The following is a 20,690-nucleotide window of genomic DNA, read 5'->3' on the forward strand; positions in this document are numbered from 1 at the left end:
CCTCATGAAGTCGAACCCTCGACCAGGGCCGGCGCGTCCACGGACGGCGCCACGGTGATGACCACGGACTTCGAAGCAGGCGTGCGACTCTTCTCAGCGAAGCTGTCCACCGGCACCAACACGTTCGTCTCGGGGAAGTACGTCGCCGCGCACCGACGCGGGATGTTGTACGGCACCACCACGAACCTCCGGGCCACGCGAGTCTCTCCCTGGAAGTGGCTCGTCAAGTCCACCACCTGTCCCTCGGAGAGGCTTCGCTCCTGGATATCCTTCGGGTTCATCAGCACCACGCGCCGACCTCCCCGAATGCCACGGTACCGGTCATCCAATCCATACACCGTGGTGTTGAACTGGTCATGCGTCCGCAGCGTCATCATCAGCAACTGCCCGGGCTCCAGCTCCTCGCGAGGCATGGAGTGCACCGTGAAGTGCGCCTTGCCGCTCGCGGTGGTGAAGCGCCCCTCGCGAGGCCCATTCGGCAGGAAGAACCCTCCGGGCTCGCGCACGCGACGATTGAAGTCACCGAAGCCTGGGATGACTCGAGCGATCATGTCCCGGACGCGGTCATAGTCCTCCACCATCGACCGCCACGGCACCTTCGAGCGCGAGCCCAGCACCGCCTCGGCCAGCCGCGCGACGATGTCCGGCTCACTGAGCAGGTGCTCTGACGCCGGAGCCACCGCGCCGCGCGTGGCATGCACCACGCCCATCGAGTTCTCCACCGTGACGAACTGCGCCCCACCCGCCTGCACGTCCCACTCGGTACGCCCCAGGCACGGGAGGATGAGCGCCCTGCGCCCATGCACCAGATGCGCGCGGTTGAGCTTGGTGGAGACATGCACGGTGAGCCGGGTGCGCCGCAAGGCCCGCGCCGTGAGCTCCGTGTCCGGCGTGGCCGACAGGAAGTTGCCGCCCATCGCGAAGAACACCCGGACCCGGCCCTCGTGCATGCCGTGGATGGTGTCCACCACGTCCAGGCCATGGTGGCGCGGAGGCTCGAAGTCGAGTTCCCGGGCCAGCGCGTCCAGGAACTCGGCCTTCGGCCGCTCCCAGATGCCCATGGTGCGGTCCCCCTGCACGTTGCTGTGGCCGCGCACCGGGCAGACACCCGCGCCAGGCTTGCCGATGCTGCCCCGCAACAACGTGAGGTTGACGATCTCCTGGATGTTGGCGACCGCGTTGCGGTGCTGGGTGAGCCCCATGGCCCAGCAGAAGATGATGCGCTCGGAACGGGCGAGCAGCTCCGCCGCGTCGAGAATCCGCGCGCGCGGCACACCGCTGCGCTCCACCACGTCGTCCCAGCTCACTTCAGCGAGGTGGGCCGCGTACGCCTCGAACCCGAGCGTCTTGTCCTCGATGAACGAGCGCGCCACCACGGTGCCGGGCTTCAGCGCCTCCAAATCCAACAGCGCCTTGCCCAGTCCCTGAAGCAGCGCCACATCCCCGTTGATGCGGACCTGGAGGAACTGGGTGTTGAGCGCCGTACCCGGACCGAGGAGCTGGAACACCTCCTGCGGGTGCTTGAAGCGATTGAGCCCCGTCTCCGGCAGCGGGTTGATGCTGACGATTTCACAGCCCCGGCGCGCGGCGGCCTGGAGCGTGGTGAGCATGCGCGGGTGGTTGGTGCCCGGGTTCTGCCCGATGACGAAGATGGCCTGCGCCTGGTCGAAGTCCTCCAGCGTGACGGTGCCCTTGCCAATGCCGAGCGTCTCGCTGAGCGCCGTGCCACTGGACTCGTGACACATGTTCGAGCAGTCCGGCAGGTTGTTCGTGCCGAACTGCCTCACGAACAACTGGTACAGGAACGCGGCCTCGTTGCTGGTGCGTCCCGACGTGTAGAAACACGCGGCGTCCGGCGTCTCCAGCGCGTGGAGCTCCTCGGCGACGAGCGCGAAGGCGTCCTCCCACGAGATGGGCGTGTAGTGCGTGGCCCCCTCGCGCAGCACCATCGGGTGCGTGAGTCGTCCCTGCTTGCCCAGCCAGAAATCGGATTGGGCACACAGCTCCGCCACGCTCCACTGACGGAAGAAGTCGGGCGTCACGCGCTCCGTCGTGCCCTCTTCCGCCACCGCCTTGGCGCCGTTCTCACAGAACTCCGCCACGGAGCGATGTCCCGGGTCCGGCCACGCGCATCCCGGACAGTCGAAGCCGTCCTTCTGATTGACCTTGAGCAGCAGGCGCGTGCCACGCACGACCCCCATCTCGCCCCACGCATGCTTCATCGTGGAGATGACGGCGGGAATACCGCCCGCGACCCCGGACAAGGGGCCCACCAGGGGAGCCCGCGGCTCCTCGGGCGGCTGAACGGGAGGAAGCAGCGGCGTCAGCGCCGAGGCGGGTGCGCCCTGCGTCTCCTCGTCGTCCCGCTGTGCTTCGGCCATGCCCCGCCCTCCAGATGCCATGCGGACGATTGCCCGACCGTGGCGCGCGCGAGTCTACCCCTCCCGGGCCTCGCGGGTATGTCTGCTCGAAGCGTCCCCTCTCGTTGTCCTCATTCCCGCCCGGCCCGTGCCTGGACGGCCGACAGGGCGAGGCTGCGTTGCCAGCGATGCACACGGTCAAAACCCTCTGGAGACAGGGCCCACGGGCGAGCCGATACGCAAGGAGACGCACGACATGAGCAGGCGCCATGAGGACTCCGGCAGGCGAGGCGGAGAGCGACACGGTCGGGGGGCCTCCCACGAGGACCATGAGGGGAGGCGCCATTCGGGCAGGGGGCCGGACGAGCACGGGAGGCACACGGAAGGGGCCGACCCACGAGGCCCACCCCGCCACGAACACCACGAGCACCACCCGAGACCCGGCCGGGACTCCCACCGCTCGGACTGGGATGCGCGCCGAGACTACGAGCACCCGTCGAGGGACTTCGCTCGCGACAGCAGCTACCGCACGATGCGGGGCGACCGCGACACGCTCGACTACGAAATCGACCGGGACTTCGGTGACGCCGCGCGGGAGCTGGACAAGGCCCGGGAGTACGGCCGGGATTATGACCGCGAGCACGAGCTGGACCGTCGTGCCCGACTTCTCGACCCCGAGCGGATCGCCCGGCGGCCGGGGTACAGCCCCAGCGGCGTCTTCCGCGACCTTGGTGAAGGTGACCCTCGCATCGGGCGGGGCGACGAGCGCCTCCGACGAAGGGGCCCCTCCGAGGAAGGGGGCCGACAGGGTCCGCGCGGCGCGCCCGCTGGAGCACATCGTCAGGGCGCCGTTGGGCATGGACATTCGCGCTACGGCCTGCGCGGCTCCGATTCATGGGACGAGCCCGAGGCCTGGATGGATGAACTGCGGGAGCTGGGGCCTCGCGACCGGCCGGCGGAAGCAGACGTGCGGCAGGGCGGCACCCAGCCTTCGGGCCATGGGCCGGGCATCGAGAACATGGCCCCGCCCCAGCAGGGCTTCTCCACCAGCATGTCGCGCGGAGACGACCACGACATGGGCCACGGCGGCTTCCTCGGCGGTGGCTACCGACCTCGTGCCCCGTCACGCCCCACGGGGCGCGGCCCGCGCGGCTACCAACGCGGCGACGACCGCATCCGCGCGGACATCTGCGACCACCTGATGCGCGCATGGATGGACTCCGCCGACGTGGACGTCCAGGTGGAAGCCGGCGTGGTGACCCTGCTTGGCCGCGTGCGAGGTCGCGACGAGAAACGCGCCATCGAGGACGTCGCCGAAGCGGTACTCGGCGTGAAGGAGGTCCTCAACCACCTGCGCCTCCACCGAAGCGAGGGGGCATCGCACCCACCCGCGTCACGGGCGCCGCTCGATGCACCAGCGCAGGACCCGGAGGAGGACGGCTCGTTGCACTCCTGAGACGAGTCTCGGCCCCGCGCGTCATGAATCCGGCCCCGTCCCACCTTGGGACGGGATTTTCCAGGCCTCCATCGGACACTGTGGCGGCGGGCCTCACGGTGCTGTCCCCGCGCCGCGCGGGTTCGGCTAGTGTGCCGGGCCTTTCCGCCAGCCACACCTCAGGAGCCTGTTCATGTCCCGCGTCATCCGCGCCCCCCGTGGTTCCACCCTCTCGTGCAAGGGTTGGGTCCAGGAGGCCGCGCTCCGGATGTTGATGAACAACCTCGACCCGGATGTCGCCGAGCGCCCCGAGGACCTCGTCGTCTACGGCGGCACCGGCAAGGCCGCCCGCGACTGGCCGTCCTTCGACCGCATCGTCTCCAGCCTGCAGAGCCTCTCCGATGAGGAGACGCTGCTCGTCCAGTCCGGCAAGCCCGTGGGTATCTTCCGCACGCACCCGGATGCGCCGCGCGTGCTCATCGCCAACTCCAACCTCGTGGGCCGCTGGGCCAACTGGGAGCACTTCCACGAGCTGGAGAAAAAGGGGCTGATGATGTACGGCCAGATGACGGCCGGCTCGTGGATCTACATCGGCACCCAGGGAATCCTCCAGGGCACCTACGAGACGTTCGCCGCAGCAGGCCGCTTCCACTACGGCACCGAGGACCTGGCCGGCCGGCTCATCCTCTCCGGAGGACTGGGAGGCATGGGCGGCGCGCAGCCGCTGGCCGCCACCATGAACAACGCCGTGTTCCTCGGCGTGGAGATCGACCCGTGGCGCGCCCAGCGTCGCGTGGAGACGCGCTACCTGGACGTGGTGGCCAGGGACCTCGACGAGGCGCTGGCCCTCGCGAAGGACGCGCAGCAGAAGCGCGTGGGCCGCTCCATCGGCATCATCGGCAACGCGGCCTCGGTGTTCCGCGAGCTGTACCGCCGGGGCATCAAGCCGGACCTCGTCACGGACCAGACGAGCGCGCACGACCCGCTCCACGGCTACATCCCCACGGACCTGTCCCTGGAGGCCGCCGCCGAGCTGCGCACCCGGGACCCCGAGGGCTACGTGCGCCGCGCGCGCGAGTCGATGATTCAGCACGTGGAGGCGATGAACGACTTCCAGCGCGCCGGCAGCCACGTGTTCGACTACGGCAACAACCTGCGCGGACAGGCGCAGCTCGGCGGCATGGAGAACGCCTTCGAGTTCCCCGGCTTCGTGCCCGCGTACATCCGCCCGCTGTTCTGCGAGGGCATGGGCCCGTTCCGCTGGGTGGCGCTGTCCGGAGACCCGGAGGACATCCGCCGCACGGACCGCGCGGTGCGCGAGCTGTTCCCGCAGAAGGCGTCGCTCCAGCGCTGGCTGACCATGGCGGAAGAGCGCGTGGCGTTCCAGGGCCTGCCGGCGCGCATCTGCTGGCTGGGCTACGGCGAGCGCGCGAAGGCGGGCCTCGCGTTCAACGAGCTGGTGCGCAAGGGCGAGGTGAAGGGGCCCATCGTCATCGGGAGAGACCATCTGGACTGCGGCTCGGTGGCGTCGCCCAATCGCGAGACGGAGGCGATGAAGGACGGCACGGACGCGGTGGCGGACTGGCCCATCCTCAACGCGCTGGTGAACGCGGTGAACGGCGCGTCGTGGGTGTCCTTCCACCATGGCGGCGGCGTGGGCATGGGGTACTCGATGCACGCCGGACAGGTCATCGTCGCGGACGGGACGGCGGAGGCCGCGCGCCGCATCGAGCGCGTGCTCACCAGCGACCCCGGCATGGGCGTGCTGCGCCACGCGGACGCCGGCTACCCGGAGGCCATCGAGGTGGCCAAGGAGCGCGGCGTGAAGATTCCGGGCATCACCGTGTAGCCTCCGGAGTCGCCATGCCCCACCCCGCGCGCCCGAGAGTCGTCCTTCCCCTGGCCCTTGCTCTCGGTGTGCTCGCGGGGTGTGCCCCGACGGCCGTCGGCCCCATGGTCATGCGCCTGGGTCCGGGGGCCGCGGAGCAGCGCATGATCCAGGCAGGCATCCGCAGCGGCCCCCGCCTCAGCGCGCCCATCGCCGGCACGCAAGGGGTCGTCAGCGTCGACGAGCGCTTCCGGGGAGACGACGCGAGCTTCTCCACGCAGCAGTGGGGACTCGCGTTCGACGCCGCGATGACGTGGCCGCTCACGGAGCGGCTGCACCTGCACACCGGCATCCAGGGCGAGATGTTCCTGCCCCTGCCCGTGCCGGGCTACGGCGTCTACGCGGGCGCGTCGTATTACCTCGGCTCGGAGCAGCTAGGCGTGGCGCCCTCGTTCGCGCTGCGAGGGGCGTCCGACTTCGGCATCACCTCCAGCAAGGGCGGGCCGGGCAGCATGGCCGGCGCGGAGGCGACGTGTGCCTTCAGCTTCTCGCCGGAGCCGGGCGTGTCCGTGGGATTGGTGCCCTTCGTCGCGGTGCACACGCTCGCTTCGCATGGCACGAGCCAGGGCTCCTTGTATTACGGCGGAGTGGTCGCCGCCCGCTTCACGTGGAGGTGGTTGGACACGCTGGAGCTGTCCGGCGGTTTCGGCCGGGCGAAGGTTGGCAACAGCGCGAGCTGGAACGTCCCCATCGTGGGCGTACGCGGAGGTCGTTGACGCAATGGATGCGCTGGAGCTGCTGGTCCGCAACACGTCCGAGGTCCTCACCCTGGAAGGCACGCACCGCGAGCGCGCGGAGACAGCGCTCACGCCGAAGCCAGGCGCCTGCGTGGGCGTGCGCGAAGGCCGCATCGCCTTCGTGGGCCCGGAGTCGGAGCTGCCCTCGGGGGCCGTGAGTTCGAGCACGGTGGTGCTGGATGCCGAGGGAGGCTTCGTGGGCCCCGGCTTCGTGGACCCGCACACGCACCTCGTCTTCGCGGGAGAGCGCTCCGCCGAGTTCGACCTGCGCAACCAGGGCGCCACGTACCTCGAAATCGCCAAGGCCGGCGGCGGCATCGTGAGCACCGTGCGCGCCACACGCGCCGCCAGCGAGGACGAGCTGGTTCGCCTGGCCCTGCCCCGCGTCCAGCGACTCCTGGAGCAGGGCGTGACGGTGGCCGAGGTGAAGAGCGGCTACGGGCTCGACGTGGAGAACGAGCTGAAGATGCTGCGCGCGGTGCGCAGGCTCGGCGCGCTGACGCCCGTGGAGCTGGTGCCCACGCTGCTGTGCGCGCACGCCATTCCCCAGGAATACCGCGAGCGCCGCGAGGACTACGTCCGCCTCTGCATCGAGGAGATTCTCCCGGCCGTCGCCCGCGAGGGCCTGGCGCGCTTCTGCGACGTCTTCGTCGAGGACAGCGCCTTCACCGTGGACGAGGCCCGCCGCATCCTCACCACCGGCCGCGCGCTGGGACTCGTGCCGCGTCTTCACGCCGACCAGCTCACCGCCCGAGGCGCCTCCGAGCTCGCCGCGGAGCTGGGCGCCGCCACCGCCGACCACCTGGAGCAGGTCACCGACGCCGGCATGCGCGCCCTCGCCGACGCCAACGTCACCGCCGTGCTCGTGCCCACCTCCACCCTCTTCCTGCGCATGCGCCCCTACGCGCCTGGACGCCGACTCCGCGACGCGGGCCTCAACATCGCTTTGGGCACCAACGTGAATCCGGGCTCGGCCATGAGTGAAAACACGGCCTTGGCGCTGGGACTGGCGTGTCTGGAGAATGGGCTGAGCGCGGCGGAGGCCTACTGGGCCGCCACGCGCGGCGCGGCGCTCTCATTGGGACTGCAACGACATGGTCGGCTGGCCGTGGGTGATGCAGGCGACCTGGTGCTGTTCAGTTGTGCGTCTTTCCGCCATCTGCCCTACCATTTAGGCGTAGGGCACGCGCGCACGGTCGTGAAGGCCGGGCGCGTCGTGGTGAGGCAGGAGCTGAATTCCTGCGGGTGAAGCGACGTCGTCTGGTGACACGTGCGTCGCACGGGAGGGCAAGAGAGCTTCCCGTCGGGGCCGGCCGTTATAAGTACCAACTGCAGCCATGTGCCGACTTTTTGGATTTCGTTCTTCAGTGCCTTCCGCCGTCCACCCTTCGTTGGTGACGGAGAAGAACTCGCTGCTCATCCAGTCGCGCGAGCACAAGGATGGGTGGGGAATCGCCGCGTACGGTGCGGAGGCGCTACCGCTTGTGGCCCACGGTGTGGGGCCCGCGCACAGTGACCCTGACTTCGAGCGGGTGAGCAGCCGTGTGTCCTCACACACGGTGGTGGCACACATCCGGCTCGCGTCGGTGGGCGCGGTGGAGCTGCGCAACTCCCACCCCTTCCAGCATGGCCGGTGGACCTTCGTCCACAACGGCACGGTGCGGGAGTTCGCGAAGCACAGCGCCGAAATCGAAGCCCTCATCTGTCCCACGTTGCGCGCGGGCATCCAGGGCACCACGGACAGCGAGCGCTGCTTCTACGTCTTCCTGACCCGACTGGCCGCCCGGCATCCCATCGCCCATCCGGTCCCCGTGGAGGGCGTCGCCCGGGCGCTCGCGGAGACGATGAGCCTGGTGTCCGCCATCACCGACGAGCCGCAGGTGCAGCCTCGCTCGGCGATGAACTTCCTCGTCACCGACGGCGAGGTGATGGTGGCTTCGCGGCGCAACCGGACGCTCTTCGTGTCCACCGGTGGGGCTCGCTGCACCACGGGTGCCCTGCCCGAGGTGGGCACGCGGCTGGAGCAGCTCATCGTCTCGAGCGAGTCGCTGTGCGGCGGGCCGTACTGGACGCCCGTGGGCGAGGAGGACGTCATCGGCGTGGACGCCGGCCTCGTCTTCCATCGATGGAGCGTGCCGGAGCTGGCGGGGGATTTTCAGCCCCCCACGCCGGGCCCCACGCGCCACGCGGCCTGAACGTCAGGGCACCACGGGAGGCTGAAGCTCGCGCAGCGCGGGCACCAGCTTCTCGCGGATGGCCACGACGCGCTCGAACAGCCAGAAGCCGAAGGGCTGGATCTGCTCGGGCGCCGTGGGCTCCTCGGGTAGCTCGGGCTCGTTCTCGTTGAAGCGGTGGATGCCGTACTCCCCTTCAGGCGTCTGGGAGCGCCGGTCGAAGAGGAAGCTCGCGCCGTCGTGCCAGCCTCCGTGGAAGACGAGGGACTGCGCGAGGCCTGGCACCGGCTCGTCCAGGTTCTCCGCCAGCTCCTTCACGTTGTACTCGTTGGCGTTGATTTCGAGCACGCACGACCCACCACCGCTGACGTTGCCGCTCAGGTGCGTCGTCACGTTGCTCGGTGCCATCGCCACCCACGTCGCGGTGCCGTAGCGGCGCGTGAAGTAGTCGAAGGAGGAACCCGCTGCTTCGACGGCCTCGGGCTTCGTCCATCGCCCGAAGCGCTTCTCCTGCATGGAGCGGAAGAACTCGCTGCCGTACCCCATGCGCTCGAGCCGAGCCCGGTCCTGGGTTGGGTCGATGAGCTCGACGACGAAGTGGCCCACCGGCAGTTTGTGGTGCAGTTCGGTGAGGAGGGCCACCGCGGCGTCCACGGCCTCGTGCGCCGTCGTGGGCCGGGCCACGGACGACAGCTCCACCCACGGCGATTGAGATGGGGGCGCGGGGTTCTCTTCCCGCGCGGGGGGCGTCGAGCACGTGAAGGCGGACAGGCCTTCCTGCTCCAGGTTGAAGAGCCGCTGCTCCACCGCGACGAGCGCCTCTTCACGCGTCGCGAACGGAGTGCGCTCCTCTTGAGAGGTCTTCTCCAGCCCCGCGACGCGCACGGAGACCGTGTGGAGCACCGCCCCGTCGACGCTCACCGTCTCGGAGCGAAGCAGTCCTGGCTGAGTGACGCGCAGTTCGCGCCGCACCAGCCTGTTGGAGGACACGTTCCATCCCAGGCCGGAGTGGAAGCCGAGACGGCCATAGTGGAGCACCAGGGCGTCGACCTCGGACAAGCGCACGCGCGACTGAGTCACGCGTCCGCCCAGCATTCCTCGCGTACAGAGGGCTCCGTCCTCGTAGAGCGCTACGTCCACGAAGAGGCCCTCAAGCCTCAACGCGAGGAAGTGCCGCTGGCGCGCCACGGACGGCGCGGGCATCGCGTTGAACTCGAGCAGGGTCTCCCGAGTCCACACCTGGAGCCGGTTCTCGCTGTCGTAGAACCAGCACTCCTCGGGCACGTCCCACACTCGCACCCTGTCTCCGGGCGCGATGGCCCGGCCGCGATTGAGTTCACGTATCGCCGAGTAGCTGCGCGCCATGCTCTCACTCCTCCAACATGAGGCCCTCACCAGCCTGAAGTCGATGCGTCGCCCGGCGAGGGCTCAGGGCAACCACGCCGTCAGCAGCGCCACCGAGCGGACACCGTAAGCCTCCGCCTTGAGCGAGCGCGCGTCCCCGCCCGCGTGGGCCAGGGTGACACGCAGGTGCTCGGTGGGCGCCGCCTCCGGCACGCGATCCAACCACTCCACCAGCACCGCGCCCTCCCCTCCGACCAGGTCCATGAAGCCCGTGGCGTAGAGGTCGTCGTAGCCCGTCAGGCGGTACAGGTCCGCGTGGTAGAGCGGAATCCTTCCCGAGTACGGATACACAATCGCGAACGTGGGGCTGGCCACCTCGGAGCGAGGCACATGCGCACCCTCGGCGACTCCGCGCACCAGATGCGTCTTGCCCGCGCCCAGGTCACCAATCAGCCCCACGAAGTCGCCCGGCTCCAGAAGCCCGCCGAGCCGCACGCCGAGCCGATGCGTCTCCTCGGGTGAAGCCAGCGTCAGGGTTCGCGTCACCAACTCTCCGTCACTCATCGACCCCACCTCACCCACAGCTCGCAGAGGCCCTGCTCGATGAGGTCCCCGGCCACCAGGCCTAGCTGTCCACGTCGAGCCGCGGCCAGGTCTCCCGCCAGCCCATGCGCGTACACCGCCGTCCAGATGGCGTTGGGCAGAGCAATCGCCTGAGCCAGCAGGGCTCCACACACACCGGACAGCACGTCACCGGAGCCGCCCGTGGCCATGCCCGGGTTGCCCGTGGTGTTGATGAAGACGCGTCCGTCCGAGTGCGCCGTCAACGTCCGGTCACCCTTGAGCACCACCGTCACGCCGAGCCCCGAAGCGAGTCGACTCACGACCTCCAGTCGCTGCGACTGGACCTCCCGGGTCGACTTGCCCGTCAGCCGGGCCATCTCCCCCGGATGCGGCGTGAGGACCACCGGCCCCTTCGCGCGGCGCAGCACGGACAGGTCATCCGCCACGGCGTTCAAGGCGTCCGCATCCAGGACCGCCGGAATCTCCAGGCGCGACAGGAGCTCGCCAATCAGCGCGCCCGTCCCCGGCCCGCGTGGAATGCCCGGCCCCATCACGAGCGCGTCCTTGCCCTCGGCGGCGGCGAGCAGCGCGTCCAGGTCCCCCATGCCCAGAGGCCCCGCGGCCTCCAGCGGGATGCCCATGATTTCAGCCGAGTGCGACTGCACGGCCTCCAGCGCATCGCTCCGCGTGGCCACGGTGACGAGTCCCGCGCCGCTGCGCAGCGCCGCCTTCGACACCAGGGCCGCGGCGCCCGTCTTGCCCCGACTGCCCGCGACGACCAGGACATGGCCGTACGTGCCCTTGTGCGTGTCCGCCTTGCGCACCGGCAGGGTGTCGCGCGCGTCGGACTCCTCGACCACGAAAAGCTCGGCGCCGGATACCTCGCGAGCGGACGCGCCGCCCATGCCGATGTCCACCCGCCGCACGCGTCCGCACAGCGTCGCGCCGGGCTCCAGCACCTGCCCTGGCTTGAGGAAGCCGAAGGCCACCGTGGCGTCCGCCTCCACGCAGGGCGAGAAGGACTCGCCCGTGTCGCTCTGGAGGCCGGACGGCACATCCGCCGCGACGACCCTGGCACCCGCGCGCCGCCAGCGCTGGATGGCGGAGATGGCCTCCGCGAACGCCCCCGCGGGTGCCCGACTCAGTCCCGTGCCGAAGAGCGCGTCCACCACCACGTCCCCCGCGCCCGGCGGCTCCAGCGACTCCAGGGCGCGCGACACACCGCCGAAACCTCGCAGCGCCTCCAGGTTGCGCTTCGCCTCGGGCGTCAGCTTCGCGGCGTCTCCCACCAGCGACACCGACACCTTCGCGCCCCCTTCCATCAGGAAGCGCGCCGCCACCAGGCCATCCCCACCGTTGTTGCCCGGCCCGCACACCACCACGAAGCGGCCACCAGGCCCGGCCAGCTCGCGAGCCACCTCCGCGAGCCCCCGCCCCGCGTTCTCCATCAGCAGCGCGGAGGGCATGCCGTGGCGCTGCTCGGCGGCCTCTTCGGCCTGACGCATCTGGGCGGCGGTGAGGACGCGCAACATGGGTTCAATCCCCTTTCGACTGGAGGACCACCGTGGCGGCGGCCACGTCGGCATCGTGGGTGAGCGCGAGGAACGCCTCCAACCCCCGCGCCTCCATCACTTCGAGCGCCACGCCAGAGAGGGCGAAATACGGCGCCCCTCCGTCGCGGCGCACTTCCATGTCCTTCCAGCGGATGCCCGGAGGCGCGCCCAGCGCCTTCACCAGCGCCTCCTTCGCCGCGAAGCGCGCGGCATAGGCACTGGCGGCATCATGGCGCTGGCCACACAGGGCGCGCTCCGCCTCGGTGTAGACGCGGTTCAGGAACGGCTCCGCGCGAGGCCCGTCCATGATGCGCTGGATGCGAGAGATGGAGCAGATGTCCAGGCCCAGGCCCCGGATTCCCATGGCGCGCTATCCCGGGTTGCGCATCAGGTCGAGCATCTCCCGCACCGCGCGGTCGAAGCCCACCAGCACGGCGCGCGCGACGATGGCATGGCCGATGTTCAGCTCGTCGATTTCGGTGATGCGGGCGATGGGCTGCACGTTGTCGTAGTTGAGCCCGTGGCCCGCGGCCACGCCCATCCCCAGCTTCGTGCCCGCCTTGGCCGCATCGACGATGCGCGCCAGCTCCCGCGCGCGCTCCTTCTCGTTGCGCGCCTCGCAGTAGCGTCCCGTGTGCAGCTCGATGCGGTCCGCGTTCACCTTGTGCGACGCGCGCACCTGGTCCAGGTCCGGGTCGATGAACAGCGAGACAGTGATTTCGCCGTCCTTGAGGTTCTTGATGATCTTCGCGACGTGCTCGCGCTGACCGGCGACCTCCAGGCCGCCCTCCGTCGTCAGCTCCTCGCGGCGCTCCGGCACCAGCGTCACCACGTCCGGCTTGTGCTCGTAGGCGATCTTCACCATCTCCGTGGTGGCCGCCATCTCGAGGTTCAGCAGGGTCTGCGTCGTCTCACGCAGGATGCGCAAGTCGCGGTCCTGGATGTGGCGCCGGTCCTCACGCAGATGGATGGTGATTTGCTGCGCGCCGGCCAGCTCCGCCATGGCCGCGGCCGTCACGGGGTCCGGATAGGTGGTGCGCCGCGCCTGCCGCAGCGTCGCCACATGGTCCACGTTGACACCCAGTCGCTGTCCCATCGACCGCACCTCGCTTGATGCGCGGTCCCGGGATTGTCGGGGGCCCCGGCACGCGCTGGCCCCTCTAATCGCGGCCAGCGTCCGGAAGTCAACCGTCGTGAACGACGACTAGCGATTGCACGCCTTGGACAGGGCCTCGGCGATGTCCTTCGCGTAGGCCTCGTTGCGTGTGGCGTCCTCGCCTTCAATGAGGACCCGGACCTTGGGCTCGGTGCCGGAGAAGCGGACGAGCACGCGGCCGGAGTTGCCGAGCTTCTGCTCCACGGACTTGATGATTTTCATCACCTCCGGCATCTCGCCCAGCTCCTTCTTCTGCTTCACCACCACGTTGACCAGTGTCTGCGGCACCGGCTCGAAGATGGAGGCCAGCTCGCTCAGGGGCTTGCCCGCGCGGCACATCACCGCGAGAAGCTGGAGCGCCGCCAGCGTGCCGTCACCCGTCGTCGTGTGGTCCAGGAAGATGAGGTGGCCGCTCTGCTCGCCGCCCAGGTTGTAGCCGTTGCGGCGCATCTCCTCGACGACGTAGCGGTCACCCACGCGCGTGCGAGCCACCTTCACGCCCCAGCGCGCCACCGCCCGCTCCAGGCCGATGTTGCTCATCACCGTGGAGACCAGGACCTTCTTCTTGAGCTGCTTGCGAGCCATCAGCTCGCCGGTGCAGATGGCCATGATGGCGTCGCCATCCACGACCTTGCCCTTCTCATCCACGACGATGAGCCGGTCGGCGTCGCCGTCCAGCGCGATGCCCAGGTGGGCGCCGTGCTTGATGACCGAGCGCGCCAGGTTCTCCGGGAACAGCGCGCCACACTTGTGGTTGATGTTCTTGCCGTCCGGCGACACGCCCAGGGTGATGACCTTGGCGCCCAGCTCCTCCAGGACCGCGGGCGCCGTCTTGTAGGCCGCGCCGTTGGCGCAGTCGACGACGATGGTCAGCCCCTCCAGCGTCAGCTCGCGGGGGAAGGTCGCCTTGAGGAACACGATGTAGCGGCCCCGCGCGTCCTCCATGCGGAACGCCCGGCCAATCTTCGTCGCGGTGGGGCGGATGGAGTCGATGGCGCCCGTGGAGAGCAGCTCTTCAATCTTGCCCTCCGTCTCGTCCGGCAGCTTGAAGCCGTCGCGCCAGAAGAACTTGATGCCGTTGTCCTCGTACGGATTGTGGGACGCGGAGATGACGGCGCCGGCGTCGGCGCGCATGGACGTGGTGAGGTTGGAGATGCCCGGCGTCGGCAGCGGACCGACGAGCTCCACGTCGACGCCCATTGACGTCAGGCCCGCGGCGAGCGCCTGCTCCAGCATGTAACCGGACAACCGCGTGTCCTTGCCCACGATGACGCGGTGCCGGTGCGGCCCGTTGCGGATGAGGAACGCGAGTGCCCGCCCGAGCTGCATCGCCACTTCCGCTGTCATCGGGTAGACGTTCGCCTTTCCGCGAACCCCGTCCGTACCGAACAGCTTCTGTGTCGTGCGCTCCTCCTTCGGAGGCATGTTCATCCTGTACGCCATGGTGCCGCTCCACCTTTCCCACGCCGGGCCTGTGCCGGTCGCTCGACGTCGGGGCTTATACCCCGCCCACCGCCGGGGCTCGAAGGTAGGGCCCCAACGCCTCCCTGGCAACGGCCCGGCCTTGCAGGCTCTATCACCCCTGAACAACGGTGCGAAAACGATACCAGGACCCACCCGCGGGGCCCACACCACGAGGGCCACGCCGCGTGGCCCCTCGTCCACGCACGCTCACCGTCCGAGCAGGGTGCCTCCGTCACGGGCGGACCGGATGGCATCGGCGACCACGAGCGCATCACGCGCCTCGGCCACGTCGTGGACGCGGACGACATCCGCGCCACCCAACACTGCCATCGCCGCCACGGAGCCCAGTGTCGCCGCGAGCCGCTCGCCCGCCGGCTTGCCGCCCGTCAGCGCCCCCAGGAAGCCCTTGCGACTGGTGCCCACCAGCAGGGGCAGGCCCGACACGCGCAGCTCCCCCAGACGCCGCAGCAGGTAGAGGTTGTGGTCGAACGTCTTGCCGAAGCCAATGCCAGGGTCCAGCAGGATGCGCTCGCGAGCGACGCCCGCCGAGGTCGCCAGCCGCACCGAGTCGTCGAGGAAGTCGAGCACCTCGTCCACCAGGTCCTCGTAGCGCGGAGCCTGCTGCATGGTGTCGGGGGTCCCCTGGATGTGCATCAGGCAACAGGCGGCGTTGGACTCGGCCACGGCGCGGGCCAGCTCCGGGTCCGAGCGAAAGCCGGTGATGTCGTTGACCAGATGCACGCCTGCCTTCAGCGCCGCGCGCGCCACCGCGGCCTTCGTGGTGTCCACCGAGAGGGGCACGAAGGTGCGAGCGCGAAGGCCCTCGATGACCGGCAGCACGCGGGCCACCTCCTGCTCGGCGGTGACGGCCTGGGAGCCGGGGCGCGTGGACTCACCGCCCACGTCCAGCAGGTCCGCGCCCGCCTCCGCCAGGGCGAGTCCATGCGCGATGGCCGCCTCCGCGCTCAGGTAGCGGCCCCCGTCCGAGAAGCTGTCCGGCGTCACGTTGACCACGCCCATGACGTAGGTGCGCGAGCCCCACTCGAACGTGCGCTCTCCCAGCACCATCGACCCGGGCGACTTCCCTGCGTCCAGGCCGCGCTCCAGCGCGCTCGCCAGCTCCGCGAGCACGCCGCCCTCGCCGCGCGCCAGGGCCATGAGCCGCTCGAACTGCTCGCGACGGCCCGACAGCAGCCCCACGCCGGGGCGTGAGCGCACGTCACCGGAGACCCACGAAGGATGCTCCTCGCGTCCAGGCACGAGGGCCCGCTCGGGGAGTGAGTGGAGGAAGGCGCCCACGTCCTTCGTCAGGCCGGTGAGCAGGAGCTGAGCGTGCGGCAGCTTCTCCAGCAGGTACTCGCGCGCGGGCGTGGGCAGGCCCATGCGCCGGAAGGCCAGCGTCAGGTCCTCTGCGCGGTCAGCGCTGATGGGGCGGGCACGAATCATGGGAAGTGACTCCAGGGCACCGCGCCACCCTACCCCGTGAGCCACGCGCCTGGCCGCTGGAAGCAAACCCGAGCGCGAGGCCCGCAAAGCAGAAGGCCCTCCCCGACAGCGGGAAGGGCCTTCGTCACTTCGGACAGCGGCGAGACTACGCCTTGTTCGGCTCCATCTTCGGCAGCCCATCCAGGGCGTCGAGGATCTTCCGCTTGTCCTTCTTCTCCGTCGCCTTCGGGGGCGCATTCACGCGCGGGGGCGGGCGCTCACGGGTGAGCTGACCACCCTGCAGGAGGATGTTCACGTCCTCGGCGTCCAGCGTCTCGTACTCCACCAGGGCGTCGGAGACGCGGTGGAGCGCGTCCAGGTTCGCCGTCAGCAGGCCCTTGCCGCGCTCGTAGCAGCCCACCACGATGGCGCGAACCTCGGAGTCGATCTCCCGCGCGGTGTCCTCGGAGTAGTCCTTGGACGAGTTGAAGTCGCGGCCCAGGAACACCTCGCCGTCGCTCTTGCCGAACGCCAGGGGCCCCAGCTTCTCGCTCATGCCCCAGCGGCACACCATGGCGCGCGCCGTCTCGGTCGCCCGCTCGATGTCGTTCGCCGCGCCGCTGCTCATCTCGTTGAAGAGCAGCTCCTCGGCGATGCGGCCACCCATGGCCATGGCGATCTGGTCCAGCATCTGCTTCTTGTACCCGTTGACCTTGTCCTCGGTGGGAAGGCTCCAGGTGACGCCGAGGGCCTGACCGCGCGGGATGATGGTGACCTTGTGGAGCGGGTCGCACCCCGGCAGCAGCTTGGCGAGCAGCGCGTGCCCCGCCTCATGCACCGCGGTGTTCTTCTTCTCCTTCTCGGTCATGATCATCGACCGGCGCTCCGGGCCCATGAAGACCTTGTCCTTGGCGGCCTCGAAGTCGCTCAGGTCCACGCGCTCCTTGTTCTGCCGCGCGGCCATCAGCGCCGACTCGTTCACCAGGTTCTCCAGGTCCGCGCCCGTCATGCCCGGCGTACCGCGAGCGATGACCTCCAGGTCCACTTCCGGAGCCAGCGGCACGCGGCGGGTGTGCACCTTCAGCACGCCCAGGCGGCCCTTCAGGTCGGGACGCGGAACGACGATGCGGCGGTCGAAGCGACCCGGACGCTGCAGCGCGGGATCCAACACGTCCGGACGGTTCGTCGCGGCAATCAGGATGACGCCGTCGTTGGACTCGAAGCCGTCCATCTCCACGAGGAGCTGGTTGAGCGTCTGCTCACGCTCGTCGTGCCCACCGCCCAGGCCGGCGCCACGGTGACGACCCACGGCATCGATTTCGTCGATGAAGATGATGCAGGGGGCGTTCTTCTTGCCCTGCTCGAACAAGTCGCGGACTCGGCTGGCGCCGACGCCCACGAACATCTCCACGAAGTCCGAGCCGGAGATGGAGAAGAACGGCACGCCCGCCTCGCCGGCCACGGCCCGCGCGAGCAGCGTCTTGCCCGTTCCCGGGGGGCCCATCATCAGCACGCCCTTCGGGATGCGACCGCCCAGCTTGGTGAACTTCTTGGGGTCCTTCAGGAAGGCGACGATCTCCTCCAGCTCTTCCTTGCACTCGTCCACACCGGCCACATCCGCGAAGGTGACCTTGTTGTGGCTCTCGCTCAGGAGCTTGGCCTTCGACTTCCCGAAGGTCATCGCCTTGCCGCTGCCCCCCTGGAGCTGGCGCATGAAGAAGATGAAGAAGAGGAACAGGAAGACGACAGGCATCCACTGACCAAGGATGGTCAGCCAGAGGCTGTTCTGCTCCTCCCGCTCATACTTGACGTCCACTCCGTTGTTGCGGAGCTGGTTCAGCATGGCCGCGTCCGGCGCGGGGCCCGTCGTGCGGAACTTCTCGCTCGTGTCGACGAACTTGCCGGAGTAGGTGTTGCCCTTGACCGCCACTTCCTTGACCTTCTTCTCCTCCACCTTCGTCAGAAGCTGGGTGAAGGAGGGCTCCTGGACCTGGTCGTTGCCCTGGGAGAAGAAGTTGTAGAAGGCGACGAAGAGGACGATCAGGATGACCCAGAGCCCGATGGTCTTGTAAGTCGAACGCACGTGTCAGCTGCCCTTTCGGTACTCGGCGGGATGAGGGCCGCGCCGGGAGAAACCCAGCCTTTTCAGTCGTTTGCCCGACACCAGGCGAGCTCCCCTGTCGTCGGACCGTATCAGCAACAGCAAAACGCCCTCAACTATTTAGGGGCCGCGACCAACCCCCGACAACTCTCATTCCACTCTATAACGAAGGGGTCCGCTGAATGCTCGGACCCGGGGGTGTCGCCCACAGGTAGTGTCCGGAAACATCCGCCCTGCCGGGCGGAGGCATCCAGAGTCCCGGAAGCCACACCACCGTGCCCGAGGCGTCCAGCACCACCGGCCGCGAATCTCTCGACTCCGCGGGCACTCGAAGATCCACCAACACATCTTGAAGCCGGCGTTGTCCCGCGCTCATCCGGACCTTGTCCCCCGGCTTGCGTGTCCGCACGGTGAGCGGCCAGTTCACATCCCCCGCCAGCGCCAGCCCATGCACTCCCTCGGGAGGTGCGTGGACCGCCACGCGGAACGCCCACCCCGTCCCCTCCAGCACGCCCGTGGCACCCGCCCCCTCCAGACACAGCGTCGGCGAGGCTCGCGCGCCGGCGACCTGGGGCACGCAGCGCACCCGCCCTCCCGTCGCTCGCACCCTCGAGCCGCGCCCCACCGTCGCGGAGCCGCCCTGCTCCACCGCGCGCAGCACGCGCTCCACCGTCCCCGCATCCGTCACCACGTCATGCTCGGCCAGCAGTCGGGCGAGCACCCTGCGCCGCAGCGGAGGTTCCAGCGCGCGCACCGCCACCGCATCCAATCCTCCCTCCGACAGCCGCACGCGGCGCCAGGCCGCGTCCGCCAGCTCGCTCAGCAGCGCATCGTCCTCCGCGGCCAGCCGCGCGAACGAGGCCAGCCGCGCGTCCACCCGGAAGCCGGCCGCCCGGCTGAGCGCGGGCAAGGCGTCCGTTCGGACCCGCACCCGGAAGAAGGCCGGGTCGGCGTTCATCGCATCTGTCCAATACTCGACGCCCTGCTCGGCCAGAAAGTTCACCAGCTCCTCGCGCGTGCGCTCCAAGAGCGGCCGGACGAGCCCGGGACGCGCTTCGTGGATGCCCACCGCGCCTCGCGAGGACGTCCCCCGGGCCAGCCGCATCAGCAGCGTCTCCGCCTGGTCGGTGGCCGAGTGGGCTGTCGCCACCACCGACAACCCTCGCGCGAGCCGCACCTCTTCCAGCGCCGCGTACCGCGCATGCCTCGCGCGCGCCTCCACTCCCGCTCCAGACTTCAGCGCCAGTTCGCGGACATGACACTCCAGCCCCAGCCTCGCGGCGAGCGACGCCACGGCCCGCGTCTCCGCTCGGGACTCGGGGCGCAGGCCATGGTCCACCGTGGCGACTTCCACGCGCAGCCCCAGGCGCTCTCGCACGCTCGCAGTGCCGACGAGCAGGGCCACCGAGTCCGCGCCTCCGGAGACGGCGCACAGCACGGAGCGGCCCTCCAACCCGAGGCGCGCGTACGCATCGAGCAGCGTCGTCGTCAGCAAACGTGTCGTGGGTCCAGTGCGTGACATCTGACAGGGGGAATGGAGTGTCGGGTAACAGGGTTACAGAGGCGCGTGCGGTTGAAGGCAGGGGGGCTGGTTCTTATGATCGTCACACCGGATGGGCGCGGACTCGGAAGAGGAAATATGCGCGGCCCCCGGAGTTGTTGAGGGGACGGTCGAATTTTCAAGGTGTTGGGCCTAGGGGTCCCCCCCCTCCCCCTCTGGGCCCACGGGTCCGCTGGGAGATCCACTCCCGGCGGTCCCTCTTTCCGAGACGCCCCGGTCCTCCTGTCGCGAGGGCCGGGGCGTTTCCTTTTTCGCGCACAGTTGGATACGTCAGGCTTGACTGAACGTGCCCGGGCGAGGACCCAGCGAGCGCGGAATGAGTCCTCCGAAACCGTTGACCCTCTTGGGCGTCTGTCGGATAACGGCCCCGGTGTGTTCAGGTCGTCACCTCGAATCCGCCCCGGAGACTCAAGTATGGCAGGCACCGACAAGCGCAAGCAGTCGCTGTACTTCCCCGAGGAGATGCTGAAGGAGATTCAGGAGGAAGCGAATCGACAGGACCGCTCCCTCTCCTGGGTTGTCCAGCAGGCGTGGAAGATCGCCCGCGAGCGCATCAAGTCGTTCCCCGCCGTCAACGACGTGACTGGCGACGAGCGCCAGGACCCGCGCGAGGAGTAGCGCAGGCATGGCCACCACCGACCACCGCAAACAAAGCCTCTACTTCCCGGAGGACATGCTGGAGGAAATCCAGCGCGAGGCGACGAGGCAGGACCGCTCGCTCTCCTGGATTGTCCAGCAGGCGTGGAAGGTCGCGCGTGCGGAGATTCGGAGAATGCCGTCGGTCAACGACGTGCTCAGCTCGCCTCCTCCACCGCGTCCCGCCCCTGTCGTGGCGAGCCCGGCGGCGGCGGCGCCCGCGACCCCACCGAGCATGGTGGCGGCCGCTCCGAACCCGGACGAGCCCAAGTCCTGAAGGGCCCCGCGAGCG

General features: G+C 69.4%; 17 protein-coding genes. 7 read left to right on the forward strand and 10 right to left on the reverse strand.

The window, feature by feature from the left end; genetic code table 11:
* Positions 1-2: 2 nt before the first annotated feature.
* The gene (locus HUA76_RS27210) at positions 3-2,381 is read right to left on the reverse strand and encodes an FdhF/YdeP family oxidoreductase (protein WP_174462478.1); all 2,379 of its coding nucleotides are present in this window, start codon (positions 2,379-2,381) and stop codon (positions 3-5) included.
* A 511-nt stretch (positions 2,382-2,892) separates the two neighbouring features.
* Here HUA76_RS27210 and HUA76_RS27215 point away from each other — a divergent pair.
* The 5 genes from HUA76_RS27215 to HUA76_RS27235 all read left to right on the forward strand — a co-directional run bounded on the left by HUA76_RS27215 (position 2,893) and on the right by HUA76_RS27235 (position 8,615).
* Positions 2,893-3,816, forward strand: coding sequence for a BON domain-containing protein (locus HUA76_RS27215; RefSeq protein WP_174456794.1), 924 nt, complete (start codon positions 2,893-2,895; stop codon positions 3,814-3,816).
* Positions 3,817-3,988: 172 nt separating this feature from the next.
* Positions 3,989-5,644 (forward strand): urocanate hydratase, encoded by a 1,656-nt coding sequence (gene hutU / locus HUA76_RS27220; RefSeq protein WP_174462479.1) that lies wholly within the window; start codon positions 3,989-3,991, stop codon positions 5,642-5,644.
* 14 nt (positions 5,645-5,658) lie between these two features.
* Positions 5,659-6,399 (forward strand): hypothetical protein, encoded by a 741-nt coding sequence (locus tag HUA76_RS27225; RefSeq protein WP_174462480.1) that lies wholly within the window; start codon positions 5,659-5,661, stop codon positions 6,397-6,399.
* Positions 6,400-6,403: 4 nt separating this feature from the next.
* Positions 6,404-7,669 carry an imidazolonepropionase gene (gene hutI / locus HUA76_RS27230; RefSeq protein WP_174462481.1) on the forward strand — a complete coding sequence of 422 codons (1,266 nt, stop codon included), beginning with the start codon at positions 6,404-6,406 and terminating at the stop codon, positions 7,667-7,669.
* A gap of 88 nt (positions 7,670-7,757) precedes the next feature.
* Entirely contained in the window at positions 7,758-8,615 is an 858-nt protein-coding gene (locus tag HUA76_RS27235; RefSeq protein ID WP_174456797.1) for a class II glutamine amidotransferase, read from the forward strand.
* A gap of 3 nt (positions 8,616-8,618) precedes the next feature.
* Here the strand turns inward: HUA76_RS27235 and HUA76_RS27240 are convergent, their stop codons facing one another.
* From HUA76_RS27240 to tilS, 9 genes are all read right to left on the reverse strand, one after another.
* Positions 8,619-9,959: a hypothetical protein gene (locus HUA76_RS27240; RefSeq protein ID WP_174462482.1), complete on the reverse strand. Its 1,341-nt coding sequence runs from the start codon at positions 9,957-9,959 to the stop codon at positions 8,619-8,621.
* Positions 9,960-10,022: 63 nt separating this feature from the next.
* Positions 10,023-10,502 (reverse strand): tRNA (adenosine(37)-N6)-threonylcarbamoyltransferase complex ATPase subunit type 1 TsaE, encoded by a 480-nt coding sequence (gene tsaE / locus HUA76_RS27245; protein WP_174456799.1) that lies wholly within the window; start codon positions 10,500-10,502, stop codon positions 10,023-10,025.
* The gene (locus HUA76_RS27250; protein WP_174456800.1) at positions 10,499-12,034 is read right to left on the reverse strand and encodes an NAD(P)H-hydrate dehydratase; all 1,536 of its coding nucleotides are present in this window, start codon (positions 12,032-12,034) and stop codon (positions 10,499-10,501) included. The genes tsaE and HUA76_RS27250 overlap by 4 nt, the downstream gene beginning before the upstream one ends.
* Before the next feature lie 4 nt (positions 12,035-12,038).
* Positions 12,039-12,419 (reverse strand): holo-ACP synthase, encoded by a 381-nt coding sequence (gene acpS / locus HUA76_RS27255; RefSeq protein WP_174456801.1) that lies wholly within the window; start codon positions 12,417-12,419, stop codon positions 12,039-12,041.
* A gap of 6 nt (positions 12,420-12,425) precedes the next feature.
* Complete coding sequence (locus tag HUA76_RS27260; protein ID WP_141646196.1) at positions 12,426-13,151, reverse strand: pyridoxine 5'-phosphate synthase; 726 nt, start codon at positions 13,149-13,151, stop codon at positions 12,426-12,428.
* Positions 13,152-13,259: 108 nt separating this feature from the next.
* Entirely contained in the window at positions 13,260-14,654 is a 1,395-nt protein-coding gene (gene glmM / locus HUA76_RS27265) for a phosphoglucosamine mutase (protein ID WP_141646197.1), read from the reverse strand.
* Between the two features lie 228 nt (positions 14,655-14,882).
* Positions 14,883-16,121: a dihydropteroate synthase gene (gene folP / locus HUA76_RS27270; protein ID WP_174462483.1), complete on the reverse strand. Its 1,239-nt coding sequence runs from the start codon at positions 16,119-16,121 to the stop codon at positions 14,883-14,885.
* 145 nt (positions 16,122-16,266) lie between these two features.
* Positions 16,267-18,183 (reverse strand): ATP-dependent zinc metalloprotease FtsH, encoded by a 1,917-nt coding sequence (gene ftsH, locus HUA76_RS27275; RefSeq protein ID WP_141646199.1) that lies wholly within the window; start codon positions 18,181-18,183, stop codon positions 16,267-16,269.
* 178 nt (positions 18,184-18,361) lie between these two features.
* On the reverse strand, positions 18,362-19,723 hold the full coding sequence (gene tilS / locus HUA76_RS27280) for a tRNA lysidine(34) synthetase TilS (protein WP_174462484.1): 1,362 nt from the start codon (positions 19,721-19,723) through the stop codon (positions 18,362-18,364).
* Between the two features lie 453 nt (positions 19,724-20,176).
* On the opposite strand from tilS, the gene HUA76_RS27285 reads away from it, so the two are divergent.
* Together HUA76_RS27285 and HUA76_RS27290 are read left to right on the forward strand one after the other, a co-directional pair.
* Positions 20,177-20,380: a TIGR04563 family protein gene (locus HUA76_RS27285; protein WP_015350409.1), complete on the forward strand. Its 204-nt coding sequence runs from the start codon at positions 20,177-20,179 to the stop codon at positions 20,378-20,380.
* Positions 20,381-20,387: 7 nt separating this feature from the next.
* Complete coding sequence (locus tag HUA76_RS27290) at positions 20,388-20,675, forward strand: TIGR04563 family protein (protein ID WP_141646610.1); 288 nt, start codon at positions 20,388-20,390, stop codon at positions 20,673-20,675.
* The last annotated feature ends 15 nt before the right edge of the window (positions 20,676-20,690 follow it).

This window comes from Myxococcus sp. CA056 (genome assembly GCF_013336715.1).
Classification (GTDB): domain Bacteria; phylum Myxococcota; class Myxococcia; order Myxococcales; family Myxococcaceae; genus Myxococcus; species Myxococcus llanfairpwllgwyngyllgogerychwyrndrobwllllantysiliogogogochensis.